This window comes from Cupriavidus necator N-1 (assembly GCF_000219215.1).
In the GTDB taxonomy this organism is placed as follows: domain Bacteria; phylum Pseudomonadota; class Gammaproteobacteria; order Burkholderiales; family Burkholderiaceae; genus Cupriavidus; species Cupriavidus necator.
Genome location: NC_015723.1, coordinates 2,298,043 through 2,320,972, shown reverse-complemented (window position 1 = coordinate 2,320,972; position 22,930 = coordinate 2,298,043). Strand labels below are relative to the sequence as shown.

Sequence of the window (22,930 nt, the reverse complement as noted above, 5' to 3'; positions counted from 1 at the left end):
AGGCGCGCCGGCCGGCGCACCCCGCAGGCTACGGCAAGGTCAGGCGCGGTAGCTGACCGGCCCGCGCGAGCGCATGTCCAGCGCGTAGTAGCACACCGTCAGCAGGACCAGCCAGCCCGGGCCCACGTACAGCGCCACGCGGGTCTCCCGGAAGTAGGCCATCAGCGCCACCACCAGCGCCAGGAAGGCCAGCGCGATGTAGGAGCCATACGGCCAGAACGGCATGCGGAAGGCCAGCGCCTTGCGCTCGGCCGCCGACAGGCTGCGGCGGAAGTTGATCTGCGTGACCAGGATGATGGCCCAGGTCCAGACCGCGCCGAAGGTGGAGATCGCCGTCACCCAGACAAAGACCTGCTCCGGCACCAGGTAATTGAGCAGAACGCCGCACAGCAGCGCGGCGATCGACACCAGCAGTGCGCGGCGCGGCACGCCATTGCGGTCGACCCTGGCAAAGGCCTTGGGCGCCTGGCCCTGCTGCGCCAGGTTGTACAGCATGCGTCCGGTGCTGAAGATGCCGCCGTTGCACGACGACAGCGCCGCGGTCAGCACCACGAAGTTGATGATGCCGGCGGCGGTCTTGATGCCCAGCCGCTCGAAGGTCAGCACGAAGGGGCTGCCCTGGGCGCCGATCTCGTTCCACGGGTACAGTGCCAGGATCACGAACAGCGCGCCCACGTAGAAGATCAGGATGCGCCAGAACACCGAGTTGATCGCGTCCGGGATCGACTTCTTCGGGTTGCGCGCCTCGCCGGCGGTCAGGCCGATCATCTCCACGCCCAGGTAGGCGAACATCACCATCTGCAGCGACATCAGCACGCCGGAGGCGCCGTTGGGCATGAAGCCGCCGTGCGCCCACAGGTTGGAGATGCCGGTGGCGACACCGCCGTTGCCAAAGCCGAACACGATCATCGCGCCGCCGCCGAACAGCATCAGCACGATGGTGACGATTTTGATCATGGCGAACCAGAACTCGAACTCGCCATAGGCCTTGACCGCCATCAGGTTGACCGAGCCCATCGCCGCCAGCGCGGCCAGTGCCCAGATCCAGCGCGGCACGTCGGGGAACCACATGCCCATGTAGATGGCCACGGCGGTGATTTCCGCCACGCAGGTCACCAGCCACAGGAACCAGTAGTTCCAGCCGGTCAGGTAGCCCGCCAGCGGGCCCATGTGGTCCTGCGCGTAGCGGCAGAAGGAGCCGGCCACGGGGTTGTGCACGGCCATCTCGCCCAGCGCGCGCATGATCAGGAAGATCACCGCGCCGCCGATCAGGTAGCCCAGCATGATGGCGGGGCCGGCCATCTTGATGGCATTGCCGGCGCCCAGGAACAGGCCCACGCCGATGGCCGAACCCAGCGCCATCAGCCGGATATGGCGTTCGCCCAGGCCGCGTTGCAGATGTTCTGCGCTTGCACTCATGTGTCGTTGTCTCCGTGTCATCTGAAAGGCCGCGCCGGCCTTCGTGGGGCCGGCGGGAGCAGCTATTTTCTCGTCCGCGGTGGGCCGCAAACGGAAAATAGCGGGCAGGTTAATCAGATAACGGGGGTATTTGTTGCTGAATTCGTCGTGAAAATCAGGAAAGATTGCTGGCGACGGGAGCGGCGATACCCCTGCGCGCAATTGTGTGGCTCGATGGTCCTGCCGTACTGGCACGGGAGCGGCCCCCGCCTCCGGCTCAACTTGACACGTCGGTCGCCATCCCGATCCTGAAGGAGGAGATCGAGGCCGCGCGGCAGTCCTGAGCTTCCGCGATTGAGCTGTTCAGCCCAAAGCCTGGACGCCGGCTGAGCCTCGGTAGCTATGAGGTTTACCGGACCTGGATGATGGTCGAAGCCAATCCTGCGATCGAGACATTTACTGAACGCCCAGCTCGAATTGCCGGTCCGGGCGGCGACGTGATTGACTTCTGGGTCCGCGTGTGCGAAGTGCCCGTCAGTGGCTATCGCGCAGCCCCAGCACGTTTGCGCCGATCTTCGGGTCGATGCCGCGTTCCAGTTGCTGCGGATAGGCCGTCACCGTCACTTCCAGCGATCCGGTGCCGACCTCCATCGACAGGATGTGGCCGCCGTACGTGTCGAAACTGCTGTCGCCGGCCACGCCGTGTGCATGAATCGACGGCTTGCCTTCTTTCCAGGCCAGGCTGCCGACGATGCTGGCCATCTCCACGTTGCGGAAGGTGCGCGGGTTGAACTGCTTCTTCGCGGCATCCCAGAAGCCGAACGTGACGTTGGCGAAGCCGATCGCGGACAGGCTTGCGCTGGGCACCTTCTCGCAGATGGCAAAGGCTTCGATCTGCTCGAAGACGTTGTCGCCCATGCGCAGCACTAGCAGGTAGCCGGTGGGGGTCTTGATGTAGCGCGGCACGCTCTCGCGCGGGTAGTTCGGGTTCTGGGCACGGGCGTCCAGTGCCGTCCTGCATTCGGCGGATGGCGCCGGCTGCGCCGCGGCTGGCGCGGGCATCAGGGCGAGGCCGCCAACGGAGGTGGCCGCTGCGAGGATGGCGAGCGCCTGGCGGGCGCGCAGGGTTATGCGAAGGATCATCTGTAGTCTCCTGTCTGGTTTGTTTGCGGTTGGGTTTGTGGCTACGGCAAGAAAATTACGGAGCAGGCGGATGCGGCGGCAGCACGATGTGCCGCCGTCCATATGGACTTCGATGCGGACTCGGTCCACGAACCGGAGTCGGCGTACTCATAAAACATGCGCGGCACCCGCTGCCGGGCGAGCCGACGCAGGTCCTCGATCTCGTTGATGGATGACATCTTGTGTCCTGCAAGGAAGGGAAGCGGCACGCGGTTGGCCTCAATGCAGCCATGCGGCCGGCACGAGAATCAGCTGCGGGAACAGCACGAACAGGAACATCAGCGCGGTCAGGCTCAGCAGGAAGGGCCAGACGCCGCTGATCACGCTGTCCAGGCTGCACCGGGAAGTGCCGGCCACCACATTGAGCACCGTACCGACCGGCGGCGTCAGCAGGCCGATGGCATTGTTGAGTACGAACATCACGCCGAAGTACACCGGGTCGATGCCCGCCTTGGTGATCACCGGCATCAGGATCGGCGTCATGATCAGCACGGTCGGCATCAGGTCGAGCGCGGTGCCGACCACGATCACCAGGACCATGATCACGAACATCAGCAGGATCTTGTTGTCGATGAACGGCTCGAGCAGGTCGGTCACCTGTGCCGGGATGTTGGCGATGGTGATCAGCCACGCCGAGACCAGCGCGCACGCCACCAGGAACAGCACCGTGCTGGAAGTCTTGGCCGCGGTGACGATCAGATCCGGCAGCGCGCGCAGCTTCAGCTCGCCGTAGACGAAGCGGCCGACCGCCATGGCGTAGACCACCGCCACCACGGCGGCTTCGGTCGGCGTGAAGGCGCCGATCTTCATGCCGCCGATGATCACCACCGGCAGCACCAGCGCCCACACGCCGTCGAGCGTGGCCTTGGCCAGGCGGCGCGCACTGAACGGTTCCACCGGCGCCAGCTTCTCCTTGCGCGCGCAGAAGTGCCAGGTGACGGCGAGCGTCAGCGCCATCATGGCGCCGGGCGCGATGCCGGCCAGGAACAGCTTGGTGATCGAGACCTGCGCGACCACGCCGAACACGACGATGGCGATCGACGGCGGGATCACCGGCGCAATGATGCCGCCCGCTGCGATCAGGCCCGCGGCGCGCGGCACGTTGTAGCCGGCGTTGCGCATCATCGGGATCAGCAGCGCGGCGACGGCGGCGGTATCGGCCACCGCCGAGCCGGAGATGCTGGCCACCACCGTGGCCGCGATGATCGCCACGTAGCCCAGCCCGCCGCGCACGTGCCCGACCGCCGCATTCGCCACGCGCACGATCCGTTGCGACAGCCCGCCGGCGTTCATCAGCTCGCCGGCCAGCATGAAGAACGGCACCGCCATCAGCGGATAGTTGTTGACGCCCTCGAGCATGTTCTGCGCGAGGATCTGCGTATCGAAGTTGCCCAGGTGCAGCATCAGCGCGACACCAGAAGCGAGCAGCGCAAAGGCGATGGGCATGCCGAGCGACATCGCGCCCAGCAGCGAGCCGACAAAGACAAAGATGGTCATGATGGGCTCCTCGCGGTCATTCGCCGGTGGCGCCGGACTGCGGCACCAGTTCATGCTGCGGCATGCGGCCGCTGACCAGCCGCCACAGCCCGTGCAGAAGAATCGCCGCCATGCCGACGCTGCATACCAGCAGGCAGGCATAGACCACGCCCAGCGGCACGCCGGTGACGGGGGCACGGTCGTCCATGCCGATCGCCACCAGCTGCCAGGCGCCGTGCGCCAGCAGCAGGCAGCAGCCCAGCGCGCCTGCATCGGCCAGCAGGCGGCAGGCGCGCTGGCCGTTTTCCCCCAGTCGCGAGACCACCGTGGACATGCCGAGGTGAGCCTTGTCGTGCATCACCAGCAGCGCGCCGGTCAGCGTCAGCCACATGAAGATGAAGCGCGAGGCTTCCTCAGAGAAGGCAATGCCGGAATTGAAGACGTAGCGCAGGACCACGTTGCCGAAGACCAGCACGATCATGGTGGCCATCATGGCGACCATGGCGCCCTGGGCCAGGCGGAGCGTAATGCGGTTCATGATTTGGAACTCCTGGTTGGACGGGCGTCAGCGCAGGCTCGCTGCGGGCGCCTCGATCCGGTAAAAGCGCATGGCGTTGTCGTGCCACACCGCTTGGGCGGCGGCGTCGGGCAGGCATTCCAGCCCCGCGGCCACGGTGTTGACGATTTCATGCAGCGATGCGCGCAGGCCGGAAACCGGCAGATTGCTGGCGAACATGCAGCGCTGCCAGCCGAAGATTTCCAGCGCCTGCTGGATCACGCCGACATTGCCGGCGCGGTCCCACGCCGCGCCGGGCAGGCCGAACTCGGACAGCTTCAGGTGCACGCCGGGCAGGCTGGACAGCGCCGTGAGTCCGCGGCGCCAGCCGCCCAGGCCGGCTTCCGAGCGGTCCCACGGCAGGCCGGTGTGCTCGACCACCACCGCCAGTCCCGGCACGGCCGCTATCGCCTCCGCGGCTTCCTCAAGGTGCCACCAGGGCACGCGCAGGTCCCACGCCAGACCATGCTCGGCCAGCCGCTGCAGGCCGGACTGCCAGCGCGGATCCTGTAGCGTGCCCGGCTGCCCGCGCACGCAGCCATCGGCGGTGCGGCTGGTGCGCGGCTTGCACCGCACGCTCCGCACCAGCGGGAAGGCCTGGTGCGCGCGCAATTGCGCCGCCAGCGTGTCACTGTTGAAATCGGCATGCGCCACCACTGCATTGGGAAAGCCGTGTCGCGCGTGGACCTGATGCAGCCACGCGGTCTCGGCCATCGACTCGTCGGCATGCCGTTCGGCTTCGACATGCACGCTGGCGGCCAGGTGCAGCCCGTCCCACTGCCGCAGGTAGTCCGACGGATCGAAGTCCTGCCGCAGCGTGGCGTAGTCGCCAAGGAAGAAGGCGGCAGGGTCGTATCCTTCCTGCAGCCAGGGGTAGCGCGCCGTGCCGAGCCGCCACAGGTGGTGGTGGGCGTCGACGATGGCGGTGGGTAGCACCGGCATGGCTCGTCCTCCTACCGCTGGGCGTCCATGGCGCGCAGCACGGCGTCGCCGTTCTTCTGCACGAACAGCTGGCGCGTTTCCTCGCGCACTACCTTGCGGATGCCGGAGTTGTCGGGATGCTCGTTGACCTGCACGCCCTTGGCGCGCAGCGTGGCGATTGCGGCCGCTTCGTTGTCGGCGTTGAGCTTGCGCTGGTAGTTGGCGGCGGCCGCGGCTTCTTCCAGCAGCACCTTCTGGTACTCAGGCTTGAGCGAATCAAACCTGGCCTTGTTCATCAGCACCACCAGCGCCGTATAGGCGTGGCGCGTCATCGAGACGTACTTCTGCACCTCGTACATCTTGGCCGACACCATCAGCGTGGGCGGGTTTTCCTGGCCGTCCACCGCACCGGATTCCAACGCGCCGAAGACCTCGGCGAACGGCATCGGCTGCGGGCTCGCACCCAGCAGCTGGAAGGCCTTGATATGCGAAGGGTTGGGCGTGGTGCGGATCTTCAGGCCGCGGATGTCCTCGGCCTTGTTGATGGGCCGTTTGTTGTTACCCAGGCTGCGGAAGCCGATTTCCCAGAAGGCCAGGCCCTTGATGCGGTGCGCGCCCAGCTCGTCGAGCAGCGAGCGGCCCACCGCGCCGTCCAGCACCTTGTAGGCCGACGGGCCATCCTCGAACTGGTAGGGCAGGTCGAGAACGTTCAGGCGCGGCACCAGACCGGTGACAAAGGGATTGCCGGTGGCACCGATGTCGATGGTGCCGCTGCGCACGCCCGTGACCAGCGTGGTGTCGTTGCCGAGCTGGCTGTTGGCAAAGACCTGGATCTCGACACCGCCCTGCGTGCGCTCCTTGACCTTCTTGCTGAAGGCCAGCGCGGCCTGATGCTGCGAATCGGTTTCCGGAACGGTATGGGCAAAGCGCAGCTTGACGGGCGTCTGCGCGGCGGCCACGCCGGCGACGGACAATAGCGCCGCCAGCACGATATGCGGGATAACGTGTTTCATGGTGTCTCCTGGTTTGTCATGCGGCCCGGTCGGGTATGCCGGGCTCTGTGCTGCCCCGTGCGGGGGCGGGTGTTTCGCGCGATCTACAGAGAGGCCTGCAGCATTGCCGTGTAGTCTTCGGCGCTGGCCACGCGCGGGTTGGTCTTGTGGCAATGGTCGGCCAGCGCGTAGTTGATCGCGCGGGGGAACAGGGCAGGGTCCACACCCATCTGCCGCAAGCCTGCCGGCAGGCCCAGGCGCTGGTTCATGTCCGTGATGGCCGCGCCGATGGCGCCGGCGTCGGGCAGGCCCATGGCCTGCGCGATGCGCTCCAGCTTGGCCTCTGCCTGCATCGACGGCGCGTCCGCATTGAAGCGGATCACCGCCGGGAGCAGCACCGCGTTCAGGGTGCCGTGGTGCAGCGTTGGCATCAGCCCGCCGAGCGCATGGCTCAGGCTGTGCACGCAACCCAGGCCTTTCTGGAACGCCAACGCGCCCTGCATCGACGCGCTCATCATCGCCAGCCGTGCGGCACGGTCCTGTGGATCGCGCCGCGCGCGTTCGATATGTAGCCAGGCGCGGCGCAGGCCATCCAGCGCGATGCCGTCGGCCGGCGGGTTGAAGGCCGGCGCCATGAAGGTCTCCAGGCAATGCGCGATGGCATCCATGCCGGTGGCCGCGGTCAGCATCGACGGCAGGCCCAGGGTCAGCTCGGGATCGCAGATCGCCACGCGCGGCACCAGGTAAGGCGACAGCACGCCCACTTTGCGGCCGTCGTCGAGGATCAGCACCGCGCCGCGGCCGACTTCGCTGCCGGTGCCGGCAGTGGTGGGGATGGCGATCACCGGCGCGGTCGCAGGCGTGATCCGCGCCACGCCGCCTTCGATCGCGGCGAACTGGCGCAGCGGGCCGTCGTGCGTGGCGCACACTGCCACGCCCTTGGCCAGGTCGATGGGCGAGCCGCCGCCCACCGCGATGATGCCGTCGCAGCGGTAGTCGCCATAGAGGCGCACGGCTTCGCGCATGGCGGCTTCGGTCGGGTTGGACGGCGTGCCGTCGTAGATCACGGCTTCGCTGCCAGGGCGCAGCTGCTCCAGCACGCGCTGGACGATGCCCGCGGCCTTGACGCCGGCGTCGGTGACCACCAGCGGGCGCGTGATGCCGATGCGTTCGCATTCCTGGGCCAGCAGCCCGATCGCGCCGAAGTCGATCTGGATCTGGGTGATGTAGTTGATGAGGGCCATCTTGTCTCCGTGCTGTGTGTGGTGTGCCGGGCGCCGCAGGCGGGCCGGCTGCATTGGTGACGAAGTCTAGAAACAAGGCCCGCAGGTAACAACGTGGATTTACTTGAAGGGAGCCCAAGAAAAATTCACAGCAACGAATGCCTAGTTTTTCTTGAAACGGCGCTGAGATTTTCTCGTTTTGCGGCGCGCGACGCGGGCCCTAGACTGGCGCAGACCAGCCGGATTCCGGACCACCGCCCGCACATGCCGGGCCTCCTCCACACCAACGACAACCATGAGACAACCGATCCTGATCGAGCGCGACGCCCAGGTCGCCACCATCACGCTGAATAACCCGGACAAGCTCAATGCCATGGACCTATCCATGTGGCAGGGCCTGACCGAAGCCATTCAGGGCCTGTCTGCCGACGACACGCTGCGCTGCGTGGTGCTGCGCGGCGCCGGCGACAAGGCCTTCGCCGCCGGCGCGGACATCGCCGAGTTCGACACCATGCGCGCCAACGCGGCGCAGGCGCAGCAGTATGGCGAGATCACCAACGCCACCATGCGCGCCATCGCCGAATGCCGGCACCCGACCATCGCGCTGATCCAGGGCGCGTGCGTCGGCGGCGGGCTGGAGATCGCCTCGATGTGCGACCTGCGCATCTGCGGCGAGTCAAGCCGCTTCGGCGTGCCGGTCAACCGGCTCGGACTGGTGATGTCGTATGGCGAACTGGGCGGGCTGGTGGCGCTTGCGGGGCCGGCGACCGCGCTGGAGATCGTGCTGGAAGGCCGCGTGTTCGATGCTGCGGAGGCACTGGAAAAGCGCCTCGTCAACCGAGTGGTGGCGGATGAGGCGGTGCCTGACGAAGCCTACGCGACAGCACGCCGCATTGCCGCCGGCGCGCCGCTGGTGGCGCGCTGGCACAAGCAGTTCGTGCGCCGGTTGTCGGACCCCACGCCGCTGCGTCCGGAAGAGCATGCCGAGTCCTATGTCTGCTTCGATACCGAGGATTTCCGTATCGGCCACCGCGCCTTTATCGACAAGACCCGGCCGCAATTCGTGGGCCGTTGAAAGCACCTTTTTTCCAAGCACCGTGGCACCGTCATTCCCATGCGGCTGCCTCAACCTCAGGTGGTATCCATGAATTTGCCGTTATCGAAAATCAAGGTCCTGGACGTCAGCCAGATCATGGCGGGTCCGTTCTGCTGCATGCTGCTGGGCGACATGGGCGCCGATGTTATCAAGGTCGAAGCGCCGGGTGCCGGCGACCAGACCCGCAAGTCAATGGGTTTCCGGCTCAAGGGCGATGACAGCGGCGGCTTCCTGGCGCTGAACCGTAACAAGCGCAGTGTCGAGATTGACCTGAAGAACCCGGCCGGCCTGGAGGCTTTCTATGAACTGGTGCGCGGCGCCGACGTGCTGGTGGAAAACAACCGCCCGGGCGTGGCCGCTCGTTTGAAGATCGACTATGCGGTGCTGCGCGAGATTAACCCGCGCCTGGTCTACGCGAGCATCTCCGGCTTCGGCCAGACCGGACCGTGGTCGCGACGCCCGGGGCTGGACCTGATCGCGCAGGCCATGTCAGGCGTGATGAGCGTGATGGGCCATCCGGACGCGCCGCCGGTCAAGGCTAGCGTGCCGATCGCCGACCTGGGGGCCGGGCTGTTCACTGCCTATGGCGTCCTGAGCGCGCTGATGGGGCGCGAGCATACCGGACAGGGACAATATGTGGATGCGTCGCTGTTCGAGACGGCGCTGGGGTTGTCGGTATGGGAGTCGGCCGAGTTTTGGGGCACCGGCGCCGTGCCGGTACCGATCGGCAGCGCCAACCGCATGAGTGCGCCGTACCAGGCTGTGCGCGCCGCCGACCGGCACTTTGTCATCGGCGCGGCCAACCCCAAGCTGTGGGCCGCGCTGTGCGAGGTCATCGAGCGGCCCGACCTGCTTGCCGATCCGCGCTTTACCGACAACGCCGCCCGCATCCGCAACCGCGCCGCGCTGATTCCTGAAATTGAGGCAGAATTCGCGCGCAAGCCGGCGGCGGAGTGGGTGGATGCGCTGCTGGCGGCTGGTGTGCCGGCGGCACCGATCTTCACCTACGACGAAGCGCTGGCCAGCGAACAGGCGGTGGCGCGGGACATGGTGCTGGAGATCGATCACCCGGTCGAAGGGCGGGTCAAGGCGCTGGGGTTCCCGGTCAAGCTGAGCGGCACGCCGCAGCAGGTGCGCTATCCGGCGCCGTTGCTGGGCCAGCATACCGATGAGGTGCTGGGCGAGTTCGGCCTGGACGCGGCCACCGTCACGCGGCTGCGTGCGCAGGGGGCGTTCGGCGCACCGGCCCGCGCACAGGAACTGGAACGCGGTGCCGCCTGAGCGCACCGCGGTCATCATCTATACCGATAAAAGACAGGAGACAACCATGACGATGTCACGTTCGCTAATGCGGCGCTGGGCGATGCCGGCGGCCGTGGTACTGGGGCTGCTGGGCGGTACAGCCACGGCGAGTGCGGAAACATACCCTAGCCGGCGCATCGAACTGATTGTGCCGTGGCAGGCAGGCGGCGGGGCGGACGTGGTGGCGCGCGCGCTGTCCGCCGCGGCCGCCAGGCACCTGCCGCAGCCGATCGTCGTCATCAACAAGCCGGGCGCCACCGGCGCGGTAGGCTTGGGCGAAGTGGTTCACGCGAAGCCGGATGGCTACAAGCTGGTGCTGTCGTCCAGCGAGCTGACCTTCCTGAACTACCTCGGGCTGGCCAAGTTCACTTACCAGGACCTGATCCCCGTCGCTCGCCTGAACGCGGACCCGGCCGCCGTGGCGGTACGGGCCGATGCGCCGTGGACCACGATCGAGCAGTTCGTCGCCGATGCGCGCAAGCCGGACGCCAATATCCGCGTGGGTAACGCAGGGCAGGGCTCCGCGTGGCATATGGCAGCCGCCGCGCTGGCGGACAAGACCGGCGCGAAATTCAACCACATTCCCTATGCCGGCGGCGCTCCCGCTACGCTCGCGCTGCTGGGCGGGCATATCGATGCGGTCACGGTCAGTACGGCGGAGGTCTTCACGCATGTGGCCGCGGGCAAGCTCAAGGTGCTGGCGGTGATGGCGGACAAGCGGGTCGGCGGCTTCGAGAACGTGCCAACGCTGAAGGAGCGCAATATCGACCTGTCGATGGGGATCTGGCGCGGCATCTCGGCGCCAAAGGGCACGCCGCCCGAGGTGATTGCGGTACTGAAGACGGCGATTGCGAAATCCGTGCAGGAGCCGGTGATGCGCCAGACGCTGGAGAAGCTGCACTTCAGCACCGACACCTATGCCGATGACGTGACGCTGCAGGCCGCCATGGTGAAGGAGTCGGCGCAGTTCAAGCAGCTCGCCAGCCGCATCAGCGTCAGGGAGTAGGCCCATGCGCGACACACCTGCGGAGAGCGCGGCGCCCGTCGAGCCTTTTATCGATGCACACCAGCATTTCTGGAACCTGGCGCGCAACCCTTACCCGTGGCTGCAGGACGAAACCGTGCCGAACTTCCGCTATGGCGATTACTCGGCGCTGCGCAGGAACTATCTTCCGGAGGATCTTGCCCGTGACACGGCTGGCTGCGCGCCGGTGAAGACGGTGCACGTGGAAGCCGAATGGGCGCGCGCCAATCCTGGCGACGAGACCGCGTGGCTGACGCAGCTCGCCGCGCAGACAGGCCGGCCAACGGTGATTGTCGGCCATGCCCAGCTTGACCGAGGCGATGTCGATGGAGTGCTGGCGGGGCATGCCGCCTACGCCATGATGCGCGGCATCCGCAACAAGCCCGTGACCGCGGCGCGGCGCGAGGACGCGCGGCGCGGCGTGCCGGGCTCGATGGACGATGAGCGCTGGCGGCGAGGCTATGCCTTGCTTGCTCGCCATGGCATGTCCTTCGACCTGCAGGCGCCGTGGTGGAACATGGATCAGGCGGCAGCACTGGCACGGGATTTCCCGGGCACGCAGCTGATCCTGAACCATACCGGGTTGCCGGCTGACCGCAGTGAAGCCGGCCTGGCCGGCTGGCGCGCCGCGATGGCCGAGCTGGCCAGGCAACCCAATGTTGCCGTGAAGATCTCTGGCCTGGGATTGCCGGGCAAGCCGTGGACGCAGGCCGACAACGTGCCCGTGATCCGCGATGCCATCGCCATCTTCGGCACGGAGCGCTGCATGTTCGCCAGCAACTATCCCGTGGACAGCCTCGTGGCGAGCTACGACACCATCGTCGCAGGCTTCCGCGCCGCCATCGCCGTCTATTCACCCGAACAGCAGCGCGCGCTGTGGCACGACAACGCCGCGCGCTTCTATCGCCTGTAGCAGTGCATCACAAGGATCCGCCACCCGCCCGGCTCGCGCTGCGGCGGGCCGGGCGGCTTCGTCCATAAACCTGAAAGGAACCCCTGATGAAGAACGGATTGCAACCGGGCGCGACCTGCGCGCGCACGCTGACGGTCGACCGCCAGCGCACCATAGATTTTCTCGGCGAAAGCCTGCGCATCTACGCCACGCCCGAGCTGGTACGCGACATTGAGCAGACTTGCCTCGACTTCGTGCAAGGCTTTCTCGATGACGGTGAAAGCTCGGTCGGCGCGGAGGTCTCGGTGCAACACACCGGTGCCACGCCGCTGGGCGGCGAGGTGCGCATCCATGCCGAGATCACGGCCGTCGACGGCCGCAGTGTCACATTTAGCGTGACCGCCGACGATGCGGTGGAGCGGGTTTGCAGCGGCACGCATCGCCGCTTCATTGTCGATGTCGAGCGTTTGCGCGCACGCGTGCAGAAGAAGACGGCGTCGATGCCGGCCGTGGCCTGAAGCCGCGCTGTTTGCCTGTCCGGTGCGGCGGGCACGGGCAGCTTGCGGGACGCGCCCCGCAAGCTGCGCTCAGACGGGGGCCGGCTGCTGCTGGTCCGCCGACACTTCCGCGCGGATCCAGTCAGTGAAGCTGCGGATGCGACGATCCTCCAGCCTCTCCTTCGGGAAGACCACGAAGTAAGAGAATTCGACCGGCAGCCGGATCGCTTCGAACAATCGCACCAGCCGGCCTTCGGCCAGGTCCTGCTCGATCCAGTTCTTCTTGACCAGCGCCACGCCCAGGCCATTAAGCGCGGCGTTGATGACCAGGTGGCTTGGCCAGAACGACGGCCCGCGGCTGGCATCGACATCGGTCACGCCGGCGTGCTCAAGCCACATTGCCCAGTCGGGGTTGCTCACGTCCGTATACGTGCTGTCGTCGTGCAGCAGCGTATGGTGCTTCAGGTCGGACGGCGTTTCGAGCGGCAGAGAACCTTGCAGCAGCGCCGGGCTGCACACGGGGATGACTTCGACCGCCATGCAAAGCTCGCAGTGCAGGCCGGGGTAATCGCCGCGGCCATAGCGGATCGCCATGTCGAAATCGTCGCGCTCGAAGTCGATGCGATGGTTCGAGGTGGACACCTTCAGGTCGATATCCGGGTGCGCCTTCATGAAGCGGTCCATGCGCGGGATCAGCCATTTGACCGCGAACGTGGGCGGCATGTTGACCTTCAGCGCGGGGCGGTCCTTGCTATGCAGGCGGTGCGTGGCATCGGCGAGCTGCTTGAAGGCCAGCTGCACGCTGGGCAGGTAGGCGGTGCCGGCGGGTGTCAGGACCAGCGCCTTGGCCTCGCGGATAAACAACTGCACGCCAAGGCTTTCTTCCAGTGCCTTGATCTGGTGGCTGACTGCCGACGGCGTGACGAATAATTCCTCCGCGGCCCGCGTGAAGCTCAGATGCCGGGCAGCCACTTCGAACGCCCTGAGCGGGTTGAGTGGGGGAATCTGTCTCGACATATCGGGGGTACGCAATCCTGTAGACGCCTTGCCGGCATGCGGGGTGCTGTGGCACCGGCAAGCCGCTGCACGATAGCATTCGTGCCGGGCCATGGGAATAGGGCCTGTCCCCATGTAGGTGAATTCACGGCCGCTCCGTTTGCGGCCCGCCGGGCAGCTCGATAAGCCTAGGCCAGCATGACAATGCGCATGTTTAGAGGGAGCGTCAGCCCGCCTCCTGCGGCGTGAGATCGGGTATCTCGCCGCTTGCCGGTACCAACGTCTTGCGAAAGATCTCCACCAGGGGCCTCAGGTTGATCTTGTGCCAGGCCGCCCATAAAGGCGTCCGATAGTTGAGCCACGACAAATCGTGCAGTACCACACCCGCCGGCGCTTGGTGGCGCAGGCTTTGCTGGATCGTGGTGACGCCGAGTCCCGCGGCGACCAGGCCAAGGGCCGCCAGCGGTTCCGTGGCCTCCATCGTTATCGTCGGCGTGAAGCCGGCCTTCGCACAAGCCGCGATGAACGTGTCATGCCGTAGCGCGCTTTCCCTGTGCATGACACCGATCCACTTCTGCGCAGCGAGATCTTCCGGGGTGATCCGTTGCGCCACTGCCAGCGGATGCCCCTCGGGCAGCGCCAGCAGCATCGGATCATTGAGCACCTGGGCAGCCTCGAGGTCTGGATCGTCAGGTGGCGGCGGCTCGCAGACGAGTGCGATGTCGAGGCTGCGCTGGCGCAGCCCCTCCAGTTGAACGTCCGACTGCTGGTTGTACAGCGCGATATGCACCGCAGGCCGGCTGTCGCGCAGTTCGCGCAAGGCATTCGGCAGCACGCCCGAATGCATCGCATATTCCAGGTAGCCGATGCACAGCCCGCCTTCGTCGCCGCGGCCAAGCCGTCGCGCCAGCGATTCGAGCCGGTTGGCATGCGTCAGGAATGCGCGGGTCTCGGCCAGGAACGTGCGGCCGTCGCGGGTCAGGCGGATTCGTTGCTGCGAGCGCTCGAACAGCGTCACCCCGAGTTTCTCTTCAAGCTGGGCGATCTGCCGGCTAAGTGGCGATTGGGAGATATGCAGCCGCTCGGCGGCACGTCCGACGTGCTCATCCTCGGCGACGGCCACGAAATAATGAAGTTGGCGGATATCTAACATTTAAGACCTGTTGGGACTCAAGTTCGGCAAATTTTGTCTTGGACAGACTTAATTGGCAACCCTAGACTGCCTTCACCCCAAACATATTTTGCAATTGGAGCAGTCATGGACATCAAGGACAAACTGGCCGGCAGCGTGCTCGGCTTTGGTACGGCGCCACTGGGCAACATGTTCCGCGACATCCTGGAAGCGGAAGCGCAGGCCACCGTGGACGCGGCCTGGGCGCAAGGCGTGCGCTACTACGACACGGCGCCGTTCTATGGCGCGGGCCTGGCCGAAATCCGGCTGGGTGAGGCGCTGTCCCGACACAAGCGCGACGAATTCGTGCTCAGCACCAAGGTCGGCCGCCTGATCCTGGACGAAGTCGAGGACGCCAGTGCGCGGGCCTTGGGCGAAAAAAGCGGACTGTTTGCGGCTGGCCGCCCGAACAAGCTCGTCGTCGACTACACGGCCGACGGCACGCTGCGCTCCATCGAGGACAGCCTCAAGCGGATGAAGACCGACCGCTTCGATTTTGTGTGGGTCCACGACATTGCCCAGGACTTCTATGGCGATGAATGGCTGTCGTACTTTGAGACCGCGCGCAAGGGTGCCTTCCGCGTGCTGACCCGCCTGCGCGAGGAGGGCGTGATCGAGGCCTGGGGCCTGGGCGTGAACCGCGTCGAGCCGATCGAACTGACGCTGGATCTCGCCGAAGCGCAGCCGGACGGATTCCTGCTCGCGGGCCGATATTCGCTGCTCGAGCACGAGCGCGCGTTGCAGCGCCTGATGCCGAAGGCGGCGGAACGCAAGACCGGGATTGTCGTCGGTGGTCCGTACAGTTCCGGCATCCTGGCCGGAGGCGCGCACTTCGAATACCAGAAGGCGCCGCCCGAGATCATCGCCAGGGTAGAGCGCATCAAAGCGGTCGCGCAGCGCCACGGCGTCAGCATCAAGGCGGCGGCCCTGCAGTTCGTGCTGGCGAACCCGGTGGTGGCGGCCGTGATCCCGGGCGCGAGCCGGCCGGAGCGCATCGCCGAGGACGTGGCCGCGCTGAAGGAAGTCATTCCCGCCGATTTCTGGCGCGAACTGCGTGAGCAGCACCTGGTGGCCGCGAACGCGCCGCTGCCGGTCGATCGCGTCTGATACGGACCGGTGCCACTAGCTCTCGAACGGCTTCTGGCCGAGCACCTTGACCACATATTCGACGAAGCAGGTGATGCGGGACGCCAACGCGGTGTTGCGATAGTAGACCGCGTTGATCGACTGGCGCACATCGAGGGTCTGTTTCGCAAACAGTTGCACCAGTCGCCCGTCCTGCCGATCGTCGCGCGTCATGAAGTCCGACAGGCAGACAATGCCCTGGCCGTTCAGGGCCAGGCTCCTGAGGGTCTCGCCGCTGGACGAGGCGATGGTTGGCTTGATATGCATCACGCTGCCGTCGTCGTCGCGCAGCGGCCAGTCGTTCAGCGATTCCGGCTGGGTGAAGCCCAGCAGCGCATGCTGCGCGAGCTGCGCCGGTTTGGTGGGCGTGCCGTGGCGCTTCAGGTAGTCGGGACTGGCAAGGATGCGGATTCGGCTGGTGCCGATGGGGCGCGCGTGCAGCGTGGAGTCCTTTAGCTGGCCGATGCGGAACGCCACATCGGTCCGCTTTTCGATCAGGTCGATGATGCCTTCGTTCGAGTTGAGTTCCAGTTCCACTTCCGGGTAGCTGGCGCAAAAGCCCTCCAGTAGCGGCACGATCACATGCAGCATGAACGGCGTTGCCGCATCCACCCGCAAGCGCCCAACCGGCCGCATGCGACGCGCCGCGATCTGCTCTTCCGCCTCGTCGACCATCGCCACGATTGCGCGGGCGTGTTCCAGGAATGCCGCCCCTTCCTCGGTCAACTCCAGCCGCCGCGTGGTTCGCCGCAGAAGCGTGGTCTGCAGCTTCTCCTCCAGCCGGCCCAGGGTGCGGCTGGTGGCGGAGACCGTCAGCTTGAGCTGCTCGGCGGCCGCCGTGATCGAGCCGGTGTCCACCACGGCAGCAAAGGCCAGCAGTTCGTCGATGGTCGTCTTCATTGTTGATTTAAAATCAAATGAATTTCCCTTATACACGGCTTTATCCGCAAAGGTAAGGGCGGCAAACTGCGTGCATTCGAATTTCCTTCATAGGAGTTGCACCATGAGCATTCCTTCGTTTGGCGTTGGTACTTTCCGCCTGACCGGCCAGGCCGTGATCGATTCGGTGCGCAACGCGCTGGACCTGGGCTATCGCGCCGTCGATACGGCACAGATCTATGGCAACGAGGCCGACGTCGGCCAGGCGATCGCCGAGGCCGGTGTGAAGCGCGATGAACTGTTTGTGACCACCAAGATCTGGACGGCGAACTACGCCGCCGACAAGCTTGTGCCAAGCCTGCGCGAAAGCCTGGACAAGCTGCGCACCGACTACGTCGACCTGACCCTGATCCACTGGCCGGCGCCGGGCAATGGCGTGGAACTGCCCGAGTACATGGCGGCGCTGGCCGAAGCCAAGGCGCTGGGCCTGACGCGGCAGATCGGTGTTTCCAACTTCAATATCGCGCTGACGAAGCAGGCGATCGATGCGGTTGGCAAGGGCGAAATCGCCACCAACCAGATCGAACTGAGCCCCTATCTGCAGAACCACAAGCTCACCGCGTTCCTGCAGGAGCAGGGCATCGCCGTGACGTCGTACATGACGCTGGCCTATGGCAAGGTGCTGAAGGACCCGGTGCTGGCGCAGATCGCGAACAAGCACCACGCCACCGTCGCGCAGGTTGCGCTGGCATGGGCGCAGCAACTCGGCTATGCGGTGATTCCGTCGTCGACCCAGCGCGAGAACCTGGCCAGCAACCTGCTGGCGCGCGACCTGAAGCTCGACGCCGACGACATGGCGCAGATCGCCGCGCTGGAGCGCAACGGCCGCGAGGTCAGCCCCGAGGGCCTGGCCCCGGCCTGGGACTGAGGAGGCCATGATGCCCGATACACGCAATCCGCTGTTCCAGCCGCATTCGCTGGGTGCCCTCACGCTGCCCAACCGCATCGTGATGCCGCCGATGACGCGCTCGCGCGCAGGCCAGCCTGACGACGTGCCGAACGAACTGATGGCCGAGTACTACGCGCAACGCGCCAGTGCCGGCCTGATCGTCAGCGAGGGCACCTGGATTTCGCCGCTCGGCAAGGGCTATGCGTGGACGCCCGGCATCCACACGCCGGCGCAGGTCGCCGGTTGGCGCAAGGTCACCACTGCCGTGCATGAAGCGGGCGGGCGCATCTTCGCGCAGCTCTGGCACGTGGGCCGCCTGAGCCATATCAGTCTGCTCGATGGCCACGCGCCGGTGTCGTCGTCCGCCATCCAGGCGCACGGTGTGAACGTGTTCGTTGCCGAACAGGATGGCAAGCCGGGCTTCGTGCAGGCATCCCAGCCGCGCGCGCTCAAGGTGGAAGAGATCCACGCCATCGTCGACGAATTCCGCCAGGCCGCGCGCAACGCGATGGCGGCTGGCTTCGACGGTGTGGAACTGCACGCGGCCAACGGCTATCTGGTCAACCAGTTCATCGACTCGGAAGCCAACAACCGTACCGACGTATATGGCGGCCCGCTCGAAAACCGCCTGCGTTTCCTGGGCGAGGTGACGCAGGCGCTGATCGAGGGCACGGGCAGCAAGGACCGGGTTGGTATCCGCCTGGCGCCGCTGACCACGCTCAATGGCTGCGTCGACGCCGATCCGGAAACCACCTATGCTGCCGCGGCAAAGCTGCTCGGCGAGCTGGGCGTGGGCTACATCCATATCGCCGAGGCCGACTGGGACGATGCACCGCATATGCCCGCCGCATTCAAGCAGCGGCTGCGCGAGGTGTATCGGGGCACGCTGATCTACGCCGGCAAGTACACCGCGGAACGTGCGCAAGCCGCGCTGAACGAGGGATGGGCCGATCTGATTGCCTTCGGCCGGCCGTTCGTTGCCAACCCCGACCTGCCGGAGCGCCTGCGCGCTGGCGCGACGCTCAACCCCCACGACCGCGACACGCTGTTTGGTGGTGGCGCACGCGGGCTGACCGACTATCCCGCACTGGCCGCCAAGGCGGCCTGAGTGGAAATCAGGAGATTCAGAATGAAAACACTGGCGAAAATCTCCCTGGCGGCGACCCTGCCGTTCGCCATGCAGGTCAACATCAATCCGGTAGCCATCCGATGAACACGAATTCCACTCCCCAGAAGCCGCTCTTCGCCGGGCGCAGCTTCCGCGTCGACTATGACGGCCTGTCGGCGCACAACATCTACTCCGAGGATGGCGAGTCGATCCACTACGCGATCGTCGCCGGCCCCTACGCCGGAGCGACTGGCGAGGCCCGTTGCGCGTGGCAGGAAATCTCGGAGGGCGTGTATGCGATCTCGTGGCAGGAAGCTGATGGCGCGACCGTGGTGCATGTCGACGACTTCGTGCGCGGCCGCTCCATGGCATTCTTCACCGCCGCGGACAAGGCGTTCTACCGGATGCAGGGCCCGTTGACGGCGCTGGCCGACCCGTCGGCTACCCAGCGCTGAGTATCCTGATAGATCCACGCCTGGTGCCGCATGTCATCAGAGCGTGACGGAGCGACAGCGGGACGTTGCCGGTCATGCGGCGGCGGTACCGTTGCCGCAGCAGTCGCAGTCATGGTCATCAACGGCATGCTGCCACGACGTCGCGCATGTCCGCGCTGTCCAGCCCCTCGGTAAACGCGCTGCGGATCTGGTCAAGCAGTTGCCTGGCCGGCTCGGGCCTGCCCTGGTGCAGCCAGAGCCGCACAAGGCTTAGTGAGGCCCGCAACTCCAGCGACCTGGCATGCTGCCTGCGGGCTACCGCGATCGCCTGGTGAAAACACGCTTGCGCGTCATCTTCAGGCAGAAGGCCATCGGAACGGCAGCCATGAAGGATCATCTCGCCCTTGATCCGATGCCACTCAGCTTCGCAATAGTGCTCCCCGGTCCTTTGCACCGCGTCTTCCGCTTCGGCTAGCGCGTCCAGAGCTGAATCGACCTGTCCCATGCGTGCGTAGATTTGCGCCAGCAGTTCCTGGAAGTGCGAATGTCCCAGCGCCGCACCGGTGGCGTGGTACGCCGCCAGCCCCTGGCGCATCTGCGCGATGCCTTCCTCATGCTGCCCTTGCTCGGCCAGCGCCCAACCGCGCAGGACGGTCGACCAGGCAAGCCACACGGGGAAGCCCTGCTCGCTTGAGAGCGCGATGGCCGCGTCGGCGCACTCCAGCGTGAGCCTTGGGTCGCAGCGGAACTGGTGCAGCTCGGCCGCCAGGCAGAGGGAATGCGCGAGACTGAAGGGATGGGACAGCTGCCGGGCCAGCGTGAGCGAATTCTGTGCTCGCTTGCAGGCCTGGTCCGGATAGCCGAGATTCCACAGGACCAATGCCGAAAAGGATAGCGCCCGTGACTCCGGATCGACGCCATGCATATTCACGTGGACATGATCCGGTTCGGCGCCGTAGAGGGCGAGCGCATCTCGCAGGTGGCCATCGGAGGTCCTGAATTTTCCACAGTAATACAAGGTCGTGGCGAGCGAGACATGGGCCTCGCCCAAGAGCTCCGGGTCCTGCGTCTTCCTGGCCTGCGCAAGCAGTTGCTTGCCCAGCTTGTAAGCCTTGCGATGCTCGGCGCGCAGGGAGAAATACGTGCGCAAACCGACTAGCGTGGGAAAGAGCTGTGGGGTCTCCCCGACCTCGCCGCACAGCGCCAGGGCACGGCTGTAAGTGGCTTCGACCTCGGACGAGGCAAAGCCCCTGGCGGCGATCAGCGCCGGCCCGATGGCAAGGCGCAGCGTGAGTTCCTGGCGTGCGCGTTCGGGCGAATCGGGCTGGCGCTGGAGCAATTCCAGCGCGGCATTCAGGTGGCGGATCGCTTCGTGGTACGCGGAGCGCTGTACCGACTGCTGGCCGGTACACTGCAGGTACTCGACGGCCTTCGGTTCGTTGCCGCTCAGGCTGTAGTGCCGGGCCAGCTCGCTGTAGTGATCCTTCAGCTGATGCCGGAACAGGGCTTCGATCGCCTGCGCCGTGCGTTGGTGCAGCGCGGTGCGCTCTTCGGTCAGCAGCGAGCTGCCGGCGACTTCCTGGGTCAGCGCATGCTTGAACATGTACTCCGTATCCGGGAATGCAGGCCGCTCGTAGATGAATTCGCCGGCCTCCAGCCTGGCCAGCAGCGGCTGCAATTGTTCCTCCGGCTGGGAGACCACGCGCTGGATCAGGCTCAGGGAAAACTCCTTGCCGATCACGGCAAGGCTCTGCAGCAAGTCCTTCTCGGGGCGGGGCAGCCGGTCGATGCGGGCAGCCAGCACGCCCTGGACCGTGGTGGGAATATGCAGCGCGATAGGGGTCTGCTCGATGCGGTAGTGGCCAGGTTCGCCGAGCAGGGCCTTCTCCTCGGACAAGGTCTGCACCACTTCCTCCATGAAGAAGGGATTGCCCTCGGTCTTGTCCAGGATGAGCCGCTTGAGCGGCATCAGCGCGGGATCGTCGCCAAGCAGCGCGGCGAGCAGTTCCTGGGCCTCGGCCTGGCCCAACGAATCGAGCCGGAGCTCGGTATAGGCGTCCTGCTGGTGCCGGCCATGCCGGTACTCGGGCCGATAGTTGAGCAGCAGCAGGATCCTGGCACCTGGCAGGTGGCTGGCGAGGACATCCAGGAACGCCTCGGTCTCGCTGTCCAGCCATTGCAGGTCCTCGAAGATCAACTCGAGCGGCTGGTTGTGGCTCTCGCGGACCAGCAGGCGCGTGATCGCGTCGAACGTGCGCTGGCGCCGGATGCGGGGATCCATGTTCGGTAATGCCGAACCCGGCTCGCTGATGCCGAGCAGGAAGAGCAGGTAAGGCAGCAGCTCTTCCAGTGTGCGGTCCAGCATCAGCATCCTGCCAGCGACCTTCTCGCGGCACCTGCGCTCATCATCGAGCGGCTCGATCTGAAAATAATTCTTCACCAGGTCGATCAGTGGCAGGTACGCGAACGACTTGCCGTGCGACACCGAGAAGGTCTCCAGCACCATGCAGCCTCGCTGCGACAGCACCTTGAACTCGTGGAACAGCCGTGACTTGCCGACCCCGGCCTCGCCGACCACGCCCACGATCTGCCCGTGTCCCGCCTTGGCCTGCTCCAGCGCGTCACGCAATTGCGCCAGCTCGCCCTCGCGGCCTACAAACCGCGCCAGGCCGCGGTGTTGCGCCACCTGCAGACGTGTGCGCAACACGCCCAGGCGCAGCACCTCATACACGGCAAGCGGTTCCCGAACGCCCTTCACCTGGGTCGCGCCCAGGGCCTTGAAGTCGAAATACCCCTCGGTCAGCTTGCAGGTCGCCTCGCTGACCAGAATGGAAGACGGCGTGGCGATGCTTTCCATCCGCGAGGCGATGTTGATCGTGTGTCCTACCGGATCGTAGTCGGTATGCAGGTCGTCCCGGCGGATGGACCGCACCACCACCTCACCGGTGTGGATGCCCACCCGGATCTGGAGCGGTATGCCTTGCTCCAGGCGGATGCGGTCGCTGTGGCGGCGCATCGCTTCCTGCATCCGCAGCGCCGCATACAGCGCGCGCTGCGGGTGATCTTCATGCGCGATGGGCGCACCGAACAGGGCCAGTATGCCGTCGCCCAGCGACTTGGCGACATAGCCTTCGTAGTGGTGCACGGCCTCCATCATCAGGGCGATCACGGGATCGATCAGTCGGCGTGCTTCTTCCGGGTCCAAGTCGTGGATCAGCGCCGTGGAGCCCGCCATGTCGGCGAACAGCGCCGTGATGGTCTTGCGCTCGCCGGCGGTCGCGCCCCTGGCTTCCATCGCCGCCTGCTGCGCCAGGATTCGTTCGACCAGGTGGCGTGGGGTGTAGTCGATGGGAGCGGGCGCCGTCGTCGGCTGATTTCCATCAGAAGGGCCGACAGTCGGTAAGATCAGCGATGCGCCGCATGCGGTACAAAACCTGTCGGCCGAACCCGAGTCGTGGCCACAGTGCGGGCAGCGTCGGCCCAGTCGCGATCCGCAATCCTTGCAGAACCTAGCGTCAGGAGGGTTCTCGGAACCGCAGTTTGTGCAGTGCATATAGACCTCGTCACTTCAGGTCCCTGTCTCTGGATGATTAGACGCTTTCTCCACTTTGGGATCAATGGGCGGCACATCAGATCGCCGACGTCGCGCAGCCTTCCTTCGGCATCTTTGGCAGAGCACAGGCGAAACGGTGGCGCTCTGCGTGACACA

21 protein-coding genes are annotated in these 22,930 nt (G+C 65.8%); 9 read left to right on the top strand and 12 right to left on the bottom strand.

Annotated elements, in window-relative coordinates; translation table 11 throughout:
* Window positions 1-39: 39 nt before the first annotated feature.
* From CNE_RS28560 to CNE_RS28530, 8 genes are all read right to left on the bottom strand, one after another.
* Entirely contained in the window at window positions 40-1,419 is a 1,380-nt protein-coding gene (locus CNE_RS28560; RefSeq protein ID WP_013953774.1) for an amino acid permease, read from the bottom strand.
* Window positions 1,420-1,932: 513 nt separating this feature from the next.
* The gene (locus tag CNE_RS28555; protein ID WP_013953773.1) at window positions 1,933-2,541 is read right to left on the bottom strand and encodes a PPC domain-containing DNA-binding protein; all 609 of its coding nucleotides are present in this window, start codon (window positions 2,539-2,541) and stop codon (window positions 1,933-1,935) included.
* Window positions 2,542-2,582: 41 nt separating this feature from the next.
* Window positions 2,583-2,759, bottom strand: coding sequence for a hypothetical protein (locus CNE_RS41585; RefSeq protein ID WP_153953306.1), 177 nt, complete (start codon window positions 2,757-2,759; stop codon window positions 2,583-2,585).
* Window positions 2,760-2,799: 40 nt separating this feature from the next.
* Complete coding sequence (locus CNE_RS28550; RefSeq protein ID WP_013953771.1) at window positions 2,800-4,077, bottom strand: TRAP transporter large permease; 1,278 nt, start codon at window positions 4,075-4,077, stop codon at window positions 2,800-2,802.
* Between the two features lie 16 nt (window positions 4,078-4,093).
* Window positions 4,094-4,594, bottom strand: a complete 501-nt coding sequence (locus tag CNE_RS28545) for a TRAP transporter small permease (RefSeq protein WP_013953770.1) — start codon at window positions 4,592-4,594, stop codon at window positions 4,094-4,096.
* A gap of 27 nt (window positions 4,595-4,621) precedes the next feature.
* Window positions 4,622-5,554, bottom strand: a complete 933-nt coding sequence (locus CNE_RS28540) for an amidohydrolase family protein (protein ID WP_013953769.1) — start codon at window positions 5,552-5,554, stop codon at window positions 4,622-4,624.
* Between the two features lie 11 nt (window positions 5,555-5,565).
* Window positions 5,566-6,546: a DctP family TRAP transporter solute-binding subunit gene (locus tag CNE_RS28535; protein ID WP_013953768.1), complete on the bottom strand. Its 981-nt coding sequence runs from the start codon at window positions 6,544-6,546 to the stop codon at window positions 5,566-5,568.
* Window positions 6,547-6,629: 83 nt separating this feature from the next.
* Window positions 6,630-7,769 carry an iron-containing alcohol dehydrogenase gene (locus CNE_RS28530; protein ID WP_013953767.1) on the bottom strand — a complete coding sequence of 380 codons (1,140 nt, stop codon included), beginning with the start codon at window positions 7,767-7,769 and terminating at the stop codon, window positions 6,630-6,632.
* 274 nt (window positions 7,770-8,043) lie between these two features.
* On the opposite strand from CNE_RS28530, the gene CNE_RS28525 reads away from it, so the two are divergent.
* The 5 genes from CNE_RS28525 (at window position 8,044) to CNE_RS28505 (ending at window position 12,580) form a co-directional block, all read left to right on the top strand.
* The gene (locus CNE_RS28525) at window positions 8,044-8,823 is read left to right on the top strand and encodes an enoyl-CoA hydratase-related protein (RefSeq protein ID WP_013953766.1); all 780 of its coding nucleotides are present in this window, start codon (window positions 8,044-8,046) and stop codon (window positions 8,821-8,823) included.
* A 69-nt stretch (window positions 8,824-8,892) separates the two neighbouring features.
* The gene (locus CNE_RS28520; protein WP_013953765.1) at window positions 8,893-10,125 is read left to right on the top strand and encodes a CaiB/BaiF CoA transferase family protein; all 1,233 of its coding nucleotides are present in this window, start codon (window positions 8,893-8,895) and stop codon (window positions 10,123-10,125) included.
* Window positions 10,126-10,171: 46 nt separating this feature from the next.
* Window positions 10,172-11,152: a Bug family tripartite tricarboxylate transporter substrate binding protein gene (locus CNE_RS28515; RefSeq protein ID WP_013953764.1), complete on the top strand. Its 981-nt coding sequence runs from the start codon at window positions 10,172-10,174 to the stop codon at window positions 11,150-11,152.
* Between the two features lie 4 nt (window positions 11,153-11,156).
* Window positions 11,157-12,083: an amidohydrolase family protein gene (locus CNE_RS28510; protein WP_013953763.1), complete on the top strand. Its 927-nt coding sequence runs from the start codon at window positions 11,157-11,159 to the stop codon at window positions 12,081-12,083.
* An 86-nt stretch (window positions 12,084-12,169) separates the two neighbouring features.
* Window positions 12,170-12,580: a thioesterase family protein gene (locus CNE_RS28505; protein ID WP_013953762.1), complete on the top strand. Its 411-nt coding sequence runs from the start codon at window positions 12,170-12,172 to the stop codon at window positions 12,578-12,580.
* A gap of 69 nt (window positions 12,581-12,649) precedes the next feature.
* Here the strand turns inward: CNE_RS28505 and CNE_RS28500 are convergent, their stop codons facing one another.
* Window positions 12,650-13,576 carry a transcriptional regulator GcvA gene (locus CNE_RS28500; RefSeq protein WP_041228714.1) on the bottom strand — a complete coding sequence of 309 codons (927 nt, stop codon included), beginning with the start codon at window positions 13,574-13,576 and terminating at the stop codon, window positions 12,650-12,652.
* A 205-nt stretch (window positions 13,577-13,781) separates the two neighbouring features.
* Window positions 13,782-14,708: a LysR substrate-binding domain-containing protein gene (locus tag CNE_RS28495; protein ID WP_013953760.1), complete on the bottom strand. Its 927-nt coding sequence runs from the start codon at window positions 14,706-14,708 to the stop codon at window positions 13,782-13,784.
* A gap of 105 nt (window positions 14,709-14,813) precedes the next feature.
* Between CNE_RS28495 and CNE_RS28490 the strand changes: the two genes are divergently transcribed.
* Window positions 14,814-15,833: an aldo/keto reductase gene (locus CNE_RS28490; protein ID WP_013953759.1), complete on the top strand. Its 1,020-nt coding sequence runs from the start codon at window positions 14,814-14,816 to the stop codon at window positions 15,831-15,833.
* 15 nt (window positions 15,834-15,848) lie between these two features.
* Here CNE_RS28490 and CNE_RS28485 read toward each other — a convergent pair whose 3' ends face one another.
* Window positions 15,849-16,751: a LysR family transcriptional regulator gene (locus CNE_RS28485; RefSeq protein ID WP_013953758.1), complete on the bottom strand. Its 903-nt coding sequence runs from the start codon at window positions 16,749-16,751 to the stop codon at window positions 15,849-15,851.
* A gap of 103 nt (window positions 16,752-16,854) precedes the next feature.
* Here CNE_RS28485 and dkgB point away from each other — a divergent pair, with 103 nt between their 5' ends.
* The 3 genes from dkgB (at window position 16,855) to CNE_RS28470 (ending at window position 19,242) form a co-directional block, all read left to right on the top strand.
* A complete protein-coding gene (gene dkgB / locus CNE_RS28480) occupies window positions 16,855-17,658 on the top strand; it encodes a 2,5-didehydrogluconate reductase DkgB (RefSeq protein WP_013953757.1) in 804 nt (267 codons plus the stop codon).
* Between the two features lie 7 nt (window positions 17,659-17,665).
* Window positions 17,666-18,787, top strand: coding sequence for an alkene reductase (locus CNE_RS28475; RefSeq protein ID WP_148271680.1), 1,122 nt, complete (start codon window positions 17,666-17,668; stop codon window positions 18,785-18,787).
* Between the two features lie 101 nt (window positions 18,788-18,888).
* Window positions 18,889-19,242, top strand: a complete 354-nt coding sequence (locus tag CNE_RS28470; protein WP_013953755.1) for a MoaF-related domain-containing protein — start codon at window positions 18,889-18,891, stop codon at window positions 19,240-19,242.
* A 118-nt stretch (window positions 19,243-19,360) separates the two neighbouring features.
* Here the strand turns inward: CNE_RS28470 and CNE_RS28465 are convergent, their stop codons facing one another.
* Window positions 19,361-22,774 carry an adenylate/guanylate cyclase domain-containing protein gene (locus CNE_RS28465; protein ID WP_013953754.1) on the bottom strand — a complete coding sequence of 1,138 codons (3,414 nt, stop codon included), beginning with the start codon at window positions 22,772-22,774 and terminating at the stop codon, window positions 19,361-19,363.
* Between the last annotated feature and the right edge of the window lie 156 nt (window positions 22,775-22,930).

Excerpts from the sequence above, each read along its gene's own strand:
- CNE_RS28475 (WP_148271680.1), top strand. The coding sequence starts at position 17,666 with ATGATGCCCGATACACGCAATCCGCTGTTCCAGCCGCATTCGCTGGGT.
- CNE_RS28535 (WP_013953768.1), bottom strand. The coding sequence starts at position 6,546 with ATGAAACACGTTATCCCGCATATCGTGCTGGCGGCGCTATTGTCCGTC.
- CNE_RS28520 (WP_013953765.1), top strand. The coding sequence starts at position 8,893 with ATGAATTTGCCGTTATCGAAAATCAAGGTCCTGGACGTCAGCCAGATC.
- CNE_RS28505 (WP_013953762.1), top strand. The coding sequence starts at position 12,170 with ATGAAGAACGGATTGCAACCGGGCGCGACCTGCGCGCGCACGCTGACG.
- CNE_RS28545 (WP_013953770.1), bottom strand. The coding sequence starts at position 4,594 with ATGAACCGCATTACGCTCCGCCTGGCCCAGGGCGCCATGGTCGCCATG.
- CNE_RS28490 (WP_013953759.1), top strand. The coding sequence starts at position 14,814 with ATGGACATCAAGGACAAACTGGCCGGCAGCGTGCTCGGCTTTGGTACG.
- CNE_RS28495 (WP_013953760.1), bottom strand. The coding sequence starts at position 14,708 with ATGTTAGATATCCGCCAACTTCATTATTTCGTGGCCGTCGCCGAGGAT.
- CNE_RS28550 (WP_013953771.1), bottom strand. The coding sequence starts at position 4,077 with ATGACCATCTTTGTCTTTGTCGGCTCGCTGCTGGGCGCGATGTCGCTC.
- CNE_RS28510 (WP_013953763.1), top strand. The coding sequence starts at position 11,157 with ATGCGCGACACACCTGCGGAGAGCGCGGCGCCCGTCGAGCCTTTTATC.
- CNE_RS28560 (WP_013953774.1), bottom strand. The coding sequence starts at position 1,419 with ATGAGTGCAAGCGCAGAACATCTGCAACGCGGCCTGGGCGAACGCCAT.
- dkgB (WP_013953757.1), top strand. The coding sequence starts at position 16,855 with ATGAGCATTCCTTCGTTTGGCGTTGGTACTTTCCGCCTGACCGGCCAG.
- CNE_RS28465 (WP_013953754.1), bottom strand. The coding sequence starts at position 22,774 with ATGCACTGCACAAACTGCGGTTCCGAGAACCCTCCTGACGCTAGGTTC.
- CNE_RS28540 (WP_013953769.1), bottom strand. The coding sequence starts at position 5,554 with ATGCCGGTGCTACCCACCGCCATCGTCGACGCCCACCACCACCTGTGG.
- CNE_RS41585 (WP_153953306.1), bottom strand. The coding sequence starts at position 2,759 with ATGTCATCCATCAACGAGATCGAGGACCTGCGTCGGCTCGCCCGGCAG.
- CNE_RS28555 (WP_013953773.1), bottom strand. The coding sequence starts at position 2,541 with ATGATCCTTCGCATAACCCTGCGCGCCCGCCAGGCGCTCGCCATCCTC.
- CNE_RS28500 (WP_041228714.1), bottom strand. The coding sequence starts at position 13,576 with ATGTCGAGACAGATTCCCCCACTCAACCCGCTCAGGGCGTTCGAAGTG.
- CNE_RS28515 (WP_013953764.1), top strand. The coding sequence starts at position 10,172 with ATGACGATGTCACGTTCGCTAATGCGGCGCTGGGCGATGCCGGCGGCC.
- CNE_RS28470 (WP_013953755.1), top strand. The coding sequence starts at position 18,889 with ATGAACACGAATTCCACTCCCCAGAAGCCGCTCTTCGCCGGGCGCAGC.
- CNE_RS28485 (WP_013953758.1), bottom strand. The coding sequence starts at position 16,751 with ATGAAGACGACCATCGACGAACTGCTGGCCTTTGCTGCCGTGGTGGAC.
- CNE_RS28530 (WP_013953767.1), bottom strand. The coding sequence starts at position 7,769 with ATGGCCCTCATCAACTACATCACCCAGATCCAGATCGACTTCGGCGCG.
- CNE_RS28525 (WP_013953766.1), top strand. The coding sequence starts at position 8,044 with ATGAGACAACCGATCCTGATCGAGCGCGACGCCCAGGTCGCCACCATC.